This window comes from Actinomadura sp. WAC 06369 (assembly GCF_003947565.1).
GTDB classification, from domain to species: Bacteria; Actinomycetota; Actinomycetes; order Streptosporangiales; family Streptosporangiaceae; genus Spirillospora; species Spirillospora rifamycini.
In genome coordinates this window covers 25592-37776 of the sequence record NZ_QHJN01000013.1, presented here as the reverse complement: position 1 = coordinate 37776, position 12185 = coordinate 25592, and the positions used below count along the sequence as shown (strand labels likewise).

10 protein-coding genes are annotated in these 12185 nt (G+C 69.4%); 3 read left to right on the top strand and 7 right to left on the bottom strand.

What is annotated here, in order from left to right:
• Nucleotides 1–88: 88 nt before the first annotated feature.
• A complete protein-coding gene (locus DMH08_RS05825; protein ID WP_034520465.1) occupies nt 89–895 on the bottom strand; it encodes an MBL fold metallo-hydrolase in 807 nt (268 codons plus the stop codon).
• A gap of 111 nt (nt 896–1006) precedes the next feature.
• On the opposite strand from DMH08_RS05825, the gene DMH08_RS05820 reads away from it, so the two are divergent.
• Complete coding sequence (locus tag DMH08_RS05820) at nt 1007–1435, top strand: MarR family winged helix-turn-helix transcriptional regulator (protein WP_125612195.1); 429 nt, start codon at nt 1007–1009, stop codon at nt 1433–1435.
• A gap of 23 nt (nt 1436–1458) precedes the next feature.
• Here DMH08_RS05820 and DMH08_RS05815 read toward each other — a convergent pair whose 3' ends face one another.
• Together DMH08_RS05815 and DMH08_RS05810 are read right to left on the bottom strand one after the other, a co-directional pair.
• Nucleotides 1459–2487: a hypothetical protein gene (locus tag DMH08_RS05815; protein WP_026404890.1), complete on the bottom strand. Its 1029-nt coding sequence runs from the start codon at nt 2485–2487 to the stop codon at nt 1459–1461.
• The gene (locus tag DMH08_RS05810) at nt 2484–3338 is read right to left on the bottom strand and encodes a hypothetical protein (RefSeq protein ID WP_125612193.1); all 855 of its coding nucleotides are present in this window, start codon (nt 3336–3338) and stop codon (nt 2484–2486) included. Before DMH08_RS05810 ends, DMH08_RS05815 begins: the two co-directional genes overlap by 4 nt.
• 87 nt (nt 3339–3425) lie before the next feature.
• On the opposite strand from DMH08_RS05810, the gene DMH08_RS42760 reads away from it, so the two are divergent.
• Nucleotides 3426–3719 carry a glycoside hydrolase family 3 C-terminal domain-containing protein gene (locus DMH08_RS42760; protein WP_442778629.1) on the top strand — a complete coding sequence of 98 codons (294 nt, stop codon included), beginning with the start codon at nt 3426–3428 and terminating at the stop codon, nt 3717–3719.
• Here the strand turns inward: DMH08_RS42760 and DMH08_RS05800 are convergent.
• Nucleotides 3716–4462, bottom strand: coding sequence for a Tolloid-like protein 1 (locus DMH08_RS05800; protein WP_125612191.1), 747 nt, complete (start codon nt 4460–4462; stop codon nt 3716–3718). The two genes, DMH08_RS42760 and DMH08_RS05800, sit on opposite strands and share 4 nt — an antisense overlap.
• A gap of 7 nt (nt 4463–4469) precedes the next feature.
• On the bottom strand, nt 4470–5525 hold the full coding sequence (locus DMH08_RS05795; RefSeq protein ID WP_158642256.1) for a trypsin-like peptidase domain-containing protein: 1056 nt from the start codon (nt 5523–5525) through the stop codon (nt 4470–4472).
• 57 nt (nt 5526–5582) lie between these two features.
• Here DMH08_RS05795 and DMH08_RS05790 point away from each other — a divergent pair, with 57 nt between their 5' ends.
• Nucleotides 5583–8273, top strand: coding sequence for a hypothetical protein (locus DMH08_RS05790; RefSeq protein ID WP_125612187.1), 2691 nt, complete (start codon nt 5583–5585; stop codon nt 8271–8273).
• Here the strand turns inward: DMH08_RS05790 and DMH08_RS05785 are convergent.
• Nucleotides 8239–11049 carry a tetratricopeptide repeat protein gene (locus DMH08_RS05785; protein WP_125612185.1) on the bottom strand — a complete coding sequence of 937 codons (2811 nt, stop codon included), beginning with the start codon at nt 11047–11049 and terminating at the stop codon, nt 8239–8241. The genes DMH08_RS05790 and DMH08_RS05785 overlap by 35 nt on opposite strands.
• On the bottom strand, nt 11046–11885 hold the full coding sequence (locus tag DMH08_RS05780) for a hypothetical protein (RefSeq protein WP_125612183.1): 840 nt from the start codon (nt 11883–11885) through the stop codon (nt 11046–11048). The genes DMH08_RS05785 and DMH08_RS05780 overlap by 4 nt, the downstream gene beginning before the upstream one ends.
• Nucleotides 11886–12185: the final 300 nt, after the last annotated feature.

Below are 12185 nucleotides of genomic sequence, written 5' to 3'. Positions count from 1 at the left end.
CGGGCGTGCGGCATCTGAACGAACCCCGCGACCGGACGTCCGGTTGCACCGGAACACGAACACCGCCGAGAACTTCTCGAGTCCGGCGTCAGTGCTCGGGGTGCCAGGTGGGGGTGCCCGCGGTCTCGTGGACGCGGCCGAACTGGACGTCCGCGAAGTGGATGCCGAACGCGAGGGTGCGGCCGTCGCCGAGTTCGTCCGCGAGGCGGCGGCGCAGCGCGGCGGCCTGCTCCGGGTCGGCGTCGACGGCGACCCTCCAGCCGGGGTGCTCGATCTGGACGGGCGAGTGGAAGGAGTCGCCGAGGGCGAGGAGCCGCGCGCCGCCCGACTCCAGGACGTAGGCGGTGTGGCCGGGGGTGTGGCCGGGGGTGGCGAGGACGCGGACGCCGGGGAAGATCTCGTCGCCGTCGGCGACGGTCTCGACGCGGTCGGCGACGGCGTCGAGTTCGCCGTCGCGGTGCTCCCATTCGGGCGCGGCGACGAGGTGGCGGGCGAACCGGTCGGACCAGCCGATGTGGTCGGGGTGCAGGTGGGTGTAGGCGACGGCCTCGATCCGGTCGGGGGTGCGCCCGAGCGCGGCGAGGCCGTCGAGGAGGGCGCCGCCGCGGATCGCGCCGACGTGCGGGTTCGCGGGGTCGTCGGGCTGCCGGACGGGTCCGATGCCCGCGTCGATCAGCAGGGCGCGGTCGCCGCGCTCGACGAGGAGGCCGCCCATGCTCGCCGCGAGGCCGCCCGAGGGGCCGAGGACGTCCTGGTGGCGCGTCCAGTCGGCGTCGGTCGTGTCGGGGAACCAGCCGCGCGAGCGCAGCCACCCGACGCCGTCGGGGACGTAGCTGGCGCGCAGCTCGCCGATCTCGACGGTGCGGATTCCGGCTTCGGTGTTCCACCTGCCCATGGCATGCCTCCACGGTGATCGGGGGGCCGCACGCCGCGGCCCCAGCACGCCAGGACGTTACAACTGAAACTATTAAAGCTGCAACCTTTGTCGGGTGCGTACACTGGCCGGGTGGAAGCGCACGCGGAACCGCACGCCGTGGCCGAGCAGGAGATCTGCGGGCTGGTCAAGGGCCTCGCGACGCAGCTCGAAGTGCACGTCCGCGAGCGCGCGGTCAACCTCGACCTGACCGCCCCGCAGGCGACCGCGCTGCGCGAGCTGGCCGGCCCCATGACCATGCGCGACCTCGCCGACCGGATGAGCTGCGAGCCGTCCAACGCGACGTTCATCGTCGACCGGCTGGAACGGCTCGGGCTCGTCGAGCGCCGCCCCCACCCCACCGACCGCCGCGCCAAGATCCTCGCGCTGACGCCGCGCGGGACGGACGTCCGCGCGCGGCTGCTCGCGATGCTCACGGAGAACTCGCCGGTCACCCGGCTCACGCAGGAGGAGCAGCGGACGCTCCGCGAACTCCTCCTGCGCGCGACCGGCCGCGCCTGACGCCCGGAACCCCCGGGAACGGGTCAGGACACGACCTGCAGCGAACGGACGATCTTGTTGACGTCCGACCAGTACCGCTGGTGCGTGTTCGGGATGTCGATCCACACGCTGGACGGGCGCACCTGGCCGGTGTCGACGACCACGACCACCGACAGGTCCATCGTCGCCCGCAGGTCCGGCTGCCGGAAGTGCAGCTCGCGCACCAGCACCCACGCCGGACGGCCGCTCACCTCGAACGGCTGGGACGCGACGTCCCGCCCGGTCGTCCCGTCGCGGAAGTTGTCGAACTGGCGGGCGTCCTGGATCGCCGCGGCGACGTCCCGCAGCCGGTTCGGGCCGCTGTAGGAGCCCATGACGCCGTCGTCCACGACCCGCGACCCGAGCATCGCCTGCCACTCGGCCTCGGTCTCGAACTTCTGGCTCCCCGTGTACGGACCGTACGGCTCGGTGCTGAACGGCTCCCACGGCCGTCCCAGCTCCGCGTACGACAGCCGCGCCTCGGGGTCGGTGACCCGCCCGACGACCCGCGCCCCGGCCCCCGGGTAGCGCTTCATCTCGACCGTCTTCTCCAGCCGCCGCACCTCCGGGGCGACCGCCCCGGTCAGCGGCGGCAGCTTCGCGCCGGCGATCGGCCGCAGCCGCTTCGCCGTGCCGCTGCACGATGCCTCGCTCGTCCCGCTCGCCCGGTCCTGCTCGACGATCCTGCCGTCCACCATGATCGTGCAGGTGAGCGCGCCGGGGGTGCCGTCCTCGTCGTTCCGCGCGGCGATCCGCAGGTACTCGTCGCCGTCCGCCTGGAAGTCCATCCGGAACGGCAGCAGCGTCCCGGCGACGGTGTCCCTCTCGATGGTGTCCGGCGTGTAGTAGGTCAGCATCGCGTCGGAGCTCTCGCCGGTCACCAGATACGTGACCTTCTTGGGGTCGCCGATCGTGTTCGACGCCCACACGATCGCCGCGATGCCCTGGCTCAGGAGGAGGCACACGCCCACGACGACCACCCACTCGGGGAGGTTCTTGCTGATCCGCTGCGCGCGGGGCGACATCGCGCTCACTTGCGCGCCTCCCCACCCGCGGGGGCGGCGGCCAGCGCCGCCCCGGCCTCCCGGACCTCCGCCAGCCGCTCCTGGAGCTGCTCGTCGGTGCCCGCGCCCTTCTGCAGCGCCCAGTAGACGTGGTCGGCGGCCTGGACCGTGCTCCCGTAGGCGTTCAGCGCCGCCACCCGCTCCCTCATCCGATTGCGCGCCTCGTTGACTTCGCGCCAGCGCGGTTTGAGCGCCAGCCGCAGGGCGTCGTCGCCCCGGTTCTCCTTGGCGAGCCTGCGCAGCGCCCGCTTCTCCACGGTCACCTCCCGGCAGCCGACCGCGATCTCCCACTCGATCGCCCGGACGTCGACGCCGTCGCCGTCCAGCAGTCCCGCCTTGTGGAGGCCCGACCCCAGGACGGTCTCGGCGGCGCGCTGCGCCCGCACGACGTCCGGCACGGCCCCGCCGAGGTCGTCGGTCAGGAAGTACCGGCCGTGGTGGACGCGGCCGAGCCGCTCCCGCTCGCCGTCGCCGCAGCACGCGTACAGCACGAGCCACGACACGACCTGCAGGGCGGTCCCGCCGCCGAGGAACGCGCCGAACCCGAACCGCCACCACAGCAGCGCCGTCCCGACCTGCGCCAGGACGCCGAGCAGCGCCCCGATCCCGCCGAGCAGCCACGGCAGCGTCGCGGCCGGCGCGAACCCGCACGCGGTGGCGACGCCGAGCGCCCACCACCGGTCGGCGGAGGTGCGCCCGCCGGACTTCGGCGGTTCGTCGCCCGCCGCGGTCAGCCCGTCCGCGCTCTCCGCCAGCATGTCCCGGTCGCCGGGCGGCAGGGACGGATCCACCACCGGCCTCAGCAACTTCTCCGCACTCATCTGGATCTCCCCGCCTGGTCCGGTCCGGAGTGATTATGGCGAGTAACCCCGGGTGTCCGAAACCCTCACAGGGCGCGCACCCACACGCTGGACGGGCCGCGGGGCCCGTTCCCCGCCGCGAGCTTCACCCTCGCGCACCGGGAGCCGACCGCCCCGGCGGACGAGCCGATGGAGCGGGCCGTCGCCGCCGCCGCGGCCGCCGACGTCGCCGTGGTCGTCGTGGGCACGTCCGCCGAGGTCGAGAGCGAGGGCTTCGACCGCACGTCGCTGCGCCTCCCCGGCCGCCAGGACGAGCTGGTCGCGCGCGTCCCCGGCGCGTACCGCCTCGACACCGGCCGCTCCCTCGACGACCTCCGGCTGAGCACCCCCCTCGCCTTCTAGGCGACCGGAGGGGTCCCCTGCGGGGCGCGGCCGGGATACATCTCGGCGATGAACGCGCGGTCACCGGCGGACAGGTCCCGGTTCCAGCCGATGCTGAAACCGCCGAGCGTCAGCTCGGCCGGAACCGGGTACTGCATGATCGAGTCGGGGTCGTACGAACTGTGCTCGACGTCGCCGCCGGAATACCGGCGGAGCACGTTCGCGAAGGTCGTCGATCGGTCCCAGCCCTGCCAGCGCCGGTAGTGCTCGTAGACCTTGTCGACGTCCCACGGGATCTGCACCGCGGGACTGGCCTGCTCGTGCACGCAGCCGAGGGCATGGCCGAACTCGTGCAGCACCACGCGCCGCAGTTCGCTTTCGTCGGTCGCGTCGTCGAAGCCGTCCAGCACCATCGTCGGTTCGCCAGGAGGCACCCGGAGTGCGTCCGTGCCCACGTACGACCAGTAGCCGTTCCCTTGGCAGGAGATACGAATCTCCGCCCTGGCGAAGTTGCCGAAGCTGAATTTCACGTTAGCGAACTCCAGCCACTTCTCCGCATGCTGCTGGATCCTCCGCCGGACTCCCGGACCGCCATCGAGGAAGCCGATCCGCAACTCCTGCCCCGCCTGCCATTTCCGCATCCTCGCGACGGCGAGCTCATTGCGAGAAGCGACCGTGCGATCCTGCACGTCATCGGCTTCCGGGGGGACGTAGCTTTCGCCGGGCGGGTAGACGTCGACGCACAAGCCGTGGGGGTTGCTCACGATTCTCCTAGACGTCCGGGCCGAACTGGATGTTCCGGCTCGCCAGCTCTTGCATTATCGGCTCGATCCGGCGGCCCTGGTTGTACCAGAGCCTTCCGGAACCATCGACCGCGGCGGTGGGCGCCTCGGCCTGATGCAGCGCTATCACGTGCATCTTCTCGTTGAAAACCGGCGAACCCGAGGAGCCCTGCTGGGTGTCCGCCACGTACTGGATTCTGAGTTCGTCCACGTAACGGATCGCCAAGGGCTCGAGAGCGAACTGCTTGAACGCTCCGTGCGGGTGCTGGATGATGACGACGAGGTCGTCCACGCCGATGTCGAACGGCGTCCCGAGTCTCAACGGCACGCGATCGACCGGCGACTCCAGCATCAGGACCGCCCAATCGCCGTCCGGACTGGAAAGGCACGGTTCCACGTTCACCCGGCGCACCAAGGGCGTCTCGTGCTTCCCTTGATCGTGGTCGAACTCCGCGACGACCGACGTCGCCGGCCCGAATTTCTCGTGAACCACGTTATGGAAATTGGTGAGCAGCAGGCCGGCGGCGATCAGGAACCCGGTTCCGTGCCCGCGCTCGTCACCGAACCGCAGCGACAGCCTCGCGACGCTCCGCGCCGCGCTCACCACTTCCGCCGCGAGTTCGACCTCCATCAGCCGGCTGCGCGGATGCATCAGGCGCTCGCGGCGCAGCCGGGCCTCGGCTCCGGCCGTCCGGTCGGCGCCGCGCCACCAGTCGCCGTCGCCGGACGCCTTTTGGGGTGGAGCAAGCACCGGGGCACCGGAAAGCAGTTCGCCCAGCCGCTCCTTGTAGGCGGCCCTCGCCGGATCCCGCATGGCGTTCTCCACCAGGGCCGCGAGCCTGCCCTGGTCGCCGAGCACGCGGATCAGCGCCGTCCACGTCGCCCGCATGTCGTCGCGCTCGGGAAATGTTCCGGGAACGAGACCGGCCGCCTCCGCCAGAGCGGCGGCATCCGCGCGCCGCGGGTACGCATGGACGAGAACATCCCGCAGAGCGGAATACTCGGGCCGCGTCCAGTCCTGAGGTACGTCATCAAGGTAAGTCATCGGAGTGATCTTTCTCCGCTCTGCCGGAACACACCCGTGCGGGGTATTGTATCGGCCATGGGCTTGCTTGACCGGCGCTCTTTTCATCTCGACACCAAGGAAGCCAAAGACCTCTGGTCGACGCTGACCGAAGCGTATTCGGAGGTGACGGATTCAAAGATCCTCATCTCCGGCGCAGGGATGGACCCCTCCGGTCTCTCCTGGACAGAGGGGATGAAAAACGGCTGGTTCTTCATCCTGGGCGAGGCCGCCGGGCAGAGGAAGCTCCGCCGGCTCGTCGAAGAGGCCGCGAACGATCCGACCAGGGCGGCTTACCGCGAACGGTTCCTCACCTTTCTCGACGCGTCGCAGAATTCTTCGGCGTCGGCGCAAGGGGCCCGACCAGCCGATTGCGACCCCTTCCAACTCGGCGTCCATCGCCCGATCACGGTGGTCGGTCCGCCCGTCCCCCCGCTGACCTCTTACATCGAGCGTCACCACGACGGACTCCTGCGCGATGTCCTGCGGCAGAACCGCGGAGTCATGATCGTTATGGTCGGGGACCCGGCGACGGGCAAGACCCGCGCCGCTCTGGAGGCGGCACGGAACCACCTGTCCGACTGGACGCTGGTGCACCCCGTCGACGCGGCCCACCTCATCGAGACGATCGACGCGCGGGACATCGCACCGGAGACCGTCCTCTGGCTGGACCGATTGGAGCTGTACCTCGGCGGCAACGAGGAGGTGGCGTCTCTGCTGCGGCGCCTGCTGACCGAGGCGAATGCCACGCCGGTCACGATCGTCGGCACCGCCTCCCCGGAAGACCTCAAGGCATGGACCGAGGAAGCACCGGAAGAGCACGTCCATCTCCGCGCCCTCCTGCGAAGCGCGCATGTGCTCACCGTGCCGAGCACGGTCCCGGTGTCCGAACGCGACGCGTGGTGCAGGCCCGACCTGGACGATCCCCGGCTGACCCTCGCCTGCACGAGCGCGGGCGCCGCGGGCGGGATCGTCCAGGCGCTCACCGGGATGACGGCGCTCATCGAGCGCTACACGTCACCGGTCGGCCCCTCCGGAACGTACGAGCAGACCGTCATCACGACCGCGATCGATCTCCGGCGCCTCGGGGTGGCGTCGCCCCTCCGCGAAGACCTGCTGGCCGCCGCCGCCGAGGAGTACGCCGCGGCGAAGCCGCACGCCGACTGGTTCCGGCAGGGTCTGCTGGCGGCGCTGCGCCCGGTCCACGGCGTCAGCCCACTCGAACGGCTCCCCGGCACGCCCCACGACGGCTACGTCCTGCACACGTCCGTGGAGCAGTACGGAAGATCGAGCCGCCAGGGAGCCGTCGTCCCTCCCGGGGTATGGGACCGGCTCCTGCAACACACCCTCCCGGCGGAGGACGCCCTCCGGATCGCGCGCGAGGCTCACCGGCGCGGACTTCACCGCCACGCGGCGCACCTCGCGGCTCCGCTCGCCGCCGAAGGCCGCGACGCCGCCACGGTCCTGCTCGCTCCGTGGCTGGAACGAGCGGGTTTCGCGGACGAGGCGGGCGAGATGCTCGCGGCCTCGGCCGACGCGGGCGACCCCCGGGTACTGCGCTGCTACGCGGAATGGCTCGCCCGGCGCGGGGAGAGCGACGAAGCCGACGGCGTCTGGCGCCGGGCGGCCGCGGCCGGCGACGCCACCGCTCGCGTCCACGCGGCCGCGCAGTACGCCGAGGCCGGCGACTTCGCCCTGCTCAAAGAACTCTGGCTGGAGGGCGCCCGGAGCGGCGATCACGAAGCACGGCACAGGCTCATCCAGATCCTGCATGAAGACAAGGACGAGCCCGGCGTCGAGAGATGGCTCAAGATCGGCGCCAGATCGGGCGACCGTCCCGCCCTCGAACACCTCGTCCTGCTCCTCGATCGGTCCGGCCGCGGCGATGAGGCCGACCGCCATCTGCGCGCGTCGCTGGACGGCAAGGCGTCGCCCGTGCTGATCGATCGCCTGGTCAGAGCGGGCCGCACTGACGAGGCGCTGGAGCTGGCGTGTGACGTCGGCGGCGCCGAGACGAGCCTCCCCCTGGCGGACGCCCTCAGGCGAGAAGAGCGCATCACCGAACTCGAAGACTACTTGGCCGCTCGGGCCGCCATGGGCAACGCCTTGGCCGTCCTGCGCCTTGTCGCCCTGCTGGATGACACCGCCCGCGAGGGCGAGGCCGAAGCCTTGCTTTACCGCGGGATGGCCGCGGGGGACGACCACAGCCTGACGCTGCTGGTGATGCGCCTCGATCGAGCCGGGCGGCGGGACGAAGCCGATGACTGCCTCCGCCGCCTCGCGGAGTCCGGACGTCCGGCCGCGATGCGCATGCTGGCCCTGCGCGCGACGCGGGCCGAGGTCATCGACGACTGGCTCCGTCGCGCCGCGGAAGCGGGCGACGCCGACTCCCTGCGCGAACGCGTGCAGCGATTCGTCCGCTCCGGCCGGACGGGCGAGGCCCGCTCATGGCTGGAGCACTCCGCAGAACAGGGAAGCATCCTCGCGGTACGGGAACTGCTGGGCCTCCCCGGACGAAGGGACGAGTGCGAGCGCTCGCTGCGCCGAGCGATCGAGTGCGGTGTACCGAACGCCATGACCGATCTGGAGCAGCTGCTGTCGGACACGGGCCGCCGAACCGAAGCCGAGCGACTGCGCAGATATGGCATCGCCCCCGGAGGAGGCACCAGCGCCCCCTGGACGGCGCCCCCGCAGATCACCGCGGGGCGAAGAGATGGCGAACCGCGCTGACCAGTTCGTCCTCCAGCGAGTCGAAGAAGTCCGACCGCTCCTTCAACAGACCGGCCAACTCCTCGAAAGACTGGTCGGTGCCCGCCGCCGAATCGTAATCCAGAGCGTTGCGGATGCAGTCCAACGACCATGACGCCAGCGTGTCCTGACGCGACGGGTTCTTGCTCGGGGCGCTTTTCTGCCCGTAGAGCATCGTCGCGCTCAAATCCTGGGTGGCCGCGTCACGGAACTGCTTGAGATCGGCTCCGTCGAACATGGCCGTCCCGACCCGCAGCTTCTGCAGAGCCGGAACGTGACGCAACTCCCTGGCGATACGACTTGCCGCCTCCCACGGCTCGACGACCGAGTCGACCACCGAGTCGGAGAACACGGTGGGCTCCTGCGCATTCAGCCTCGCCAGCGCCGCCCGTCCCTTCATGGCGAGGAACTCCGGACGCCTCGAAAGGTAGGGAGGAAGGACGGCGAGCAAGGATTCCACTTCATCAACGCGTTCCAGCGCGAGCAGAGCTTCGAGCTTCGCGTACAGGGCCGCGCCGTCCGTGGGCGAACCGGCCAGTCTGGCCTCGACGACCCGGAGCACTTCCTCCAGCCGTCGTCGGCGCTCCTCGCCCCGGAGATTGACGGCTCTCCTGATCAGGGTGCGCAGCGACGGTTCGGCAGGCTTGGGGGGAAGCGCGGTCGCGTCCTCTTCCGCCATCCTGTCCGCCGTTGGCTCGGGCTCGGGCTCGGGCTCGGTAGACCCTGATCCAACGTCCGGCTCGGATGGTGAAGAGACGTCGTCTTGCTCTCGGTACACCGTCGCCGCCTCAGCCGATCGTCCGGTGGCCTTGAGAACCCCCGCCAGACCGCTACGAGCGAACGCATCCCCGCGATGGCGGGTGAGGCTCTCCCGATACATCGCCTCGGCCTCTTCCAGCCGGTTCGCCGCCTTGAGCACACCGGCCAGACCGTTACGAACGGTGTTGTTCCCCGGAAAAATGCTGAGGCTCTCCCGATAGACCGCCTCGGCCTCTTCCAACCGGTTCGCCGCCTTGAGCACACCGGCCAGACCGTTACGAGCGAACTCATTCCTCGGGAAGCGGGCGACGGTTTCCCGATACATCGCCTCAGCCTCATCGAGGCGGTGCACCGCTTTGAGCACCTCGGCCAGGCCATTCCGAGCGGTGCTGTTATCCGGGAAAAGGCTGACACTCTGACGATAGACCGTCTCGGCCTCTTCCAACCGGTGCGCCTCCTTGAGCACACCGGCCAGACCGTTGAGGGCGAACTCATTCCTCGGGAAGCGGGCGACGGTTTCCCGATACATCGCCTCAGCCTCATCGAGGCGGTGCACCGCTTTGAGCACCTCGGCCAGGCCGTTGCGGGCCTTGATTTCGTCCGGAAAGCGCGTCAGCGTTTCCCGGTAGACCGACTCGGCCTCATCGAGACGGCCCGCGGCTTTCAGTGCTTCAGCCAGGCCATTGCGGACATTAGGCTCGCCCGGAAAGCGCGCCTGCGTTTCCCGGTAGACCGACTCGGACTCATCGAGACGGCCCGCGGCTTTGAGCACCTCGGCCAAGCTGCAGCGAACGATGACATCTTCCGGAAAGCGATCGAGCGACTCGTAGGCGATCGAAATCGCCATATCGTCATCACCGGCAGCGACCCGGGCACGGGAGGAGATCGTCCAGGTGTATGCATTCCATGGCTCGAGGGCGCGAGCCTCATCAGCCCATCGGACCGCGAGCATCGCCTGCCCGGGCTGCCTGGTGACGATCGTATGACTGAACACACAAAGGGAACGCACCAAGTTGTACGTCGCTCCTGTTTTGGCATTATATTCGCGCTGCTCGTCGAGCAGGCGGAGAGCCGGTTGAAGCGCTCGACTTCCTTGGGTCGCCAGTTGGCCGCTTATGTCTTTGGCTCGCGCCGCCCAGTCGGCTCTGGGCACCACCCGGTTCGGCGTTCGTGCGATGTGTGCGGGGCGGGGACCCAAGACGGAGGGCAGCCAGTCCGCGGCCGGAGCGGTGAGGTCAGCGAGATGGGCCCACATCTCCCGCCGCCATGCGTTGGTGGGGTTGGCGCGCAGTACGGCCTGGCATTCGGTGATCGCCAGCATCCGCGCCCCGCCCGCCCGGATGTGGTGCTGCTCGACCTGAGCGTTGAGCGCCGAAAGGAACTCTCGCAGACCCGATACGGCGATGGCCGGGGGGCCGTCACCGCTCGGGTTCGGTGCGCGCCGCAATCCCAGCAGCCCCCACCTTCCGTGGAACAGCGGCGTACCGGGAACCAGGTTGCACAGGCGAAACCAGTGGGGAACCAGCCAGTCATCGGTCTGCGCACGGGACAGCGCGGCCCAGTACCAACCGATGGGGTCATGGGCCCTGTTCCGGGTCATCATCCCGATCCGGCCCGGCGCCTCCTCGAATCGCGACCTCAAGGCGGCGAGGGTGGCCACCGGCGCCTGTTCCAGGCTGGCGATCGTGCGCAGCGCGTACTGCCAGGTCGCGTCGGTCACCCCTGTCGTCGGGCCCCGGTGCTCCCACTCGGCGGTGATCCAGTCCGACAGCGCCCGATCGAGTTCCGCGTGGAACTCGGGGGCCTTGACGGCGGACGCCCAGTTGATCAGCAGCAGGTCGGGGTCCATCGTGTTCAGACGACCGTGGTAATAGGTCATCTTGAAAAGGGCGTCGAGGGCGGCCTGGGGGTCCCTGGTGAAGAACAGAAGCCACGGGGGGACGCCGCTGGTGAAGACCTCCTCGATCCTGCTGCTCAGAACATCCACTCTGCTGGTCACCGGAAGAGGTCCTCGTCCGTCGCTTCGAAAGCCGCCTGGAAGTTCGCATCGCAGAACTGGCTCAGCTTCAGGAGGTGATAGGTCCTGGCCTCCGTCAGGTCCGCGTCGGGCTGTGCCCGCACGGTGCCCGCGGCCCAGAGCTCGTCCGCACGGAGTTTGATCGCCGGATGGACGACCTCGCGCACCAGCTTCTCACTTTTCGTGAGGTCGACCGAATGCCCGAAACCCAGGGCCGGCTGTGACGTGCAGAAGTTCTCGGCGAGACGGTCGTCGAAGACGGTCGGACGCAGCGCGAGGCGATTCCCCGAATCCTCTTTCGGCACCCGTTTGATCGAGTACCTGAAGACGCAGATATCGATTCCCGCCCCCGGATAGAGCAATGTCGGATCGAGGTCGACCATGCCCAGCCTGTCCCGGACCTCATCGGGCCAACCGCCGTCCAGCCTCGTCAGGACCGGTTCCAGATCCTCCCACAAGAAAGCTCGCATCGGCCCGTTGTGCGCGGTCTGCTGCCAGCTCTGCAGTAGGTAGTCGAGGTCTTTTTGGACATTTTTCGCGACAAGTCCGGACCGTCGTCCGTTGGCAACGCTGGAGATCAGCGCGCGCACCCTCTCCAGAGGCTCGGTGGACTGCCAGGCGATCGGGTCTTGCAACTCCACGGTGCCGAGCTCGATGCTGTGGTTCGAGAACCCGGACCCCGGTTCTACCGCATGGTCCCGAAATGTCTCGGGACACTCGTCCGCCTCCTGGCTGAAAAAATCGGCGCGCGTCCCCTGCTGGAGGAAGTTGACCACGTACTCGTTGTGAAAGGCCGTGATCTGATCCAGCGTCTCCACCGGAGCGGTTCCGTCGATGTGCTGCGAGGCGGCCTCGAGGTACCGCGCGGTCCTCGGATCGGACGGCCGCTCCTCCAGCAGAAAGTTTCGAGGTATGAACCTGCTCGAGCCCAGGGTGGACTGCCGGCTCAACTCATCGAGAGCCTTACCAACAGCGGGAGGTCCGATGGACAACCAGGCCGGGAGAGGCATGTTCCAAGGCTAGCCGCCGACCACTGGACGCGGCCCTCCGGCAGAGCCAAACGGCCACATCCGGCAGTTTTGGAGCTAGCCGGTGCGGAACATGACGTTGTCGGCGCG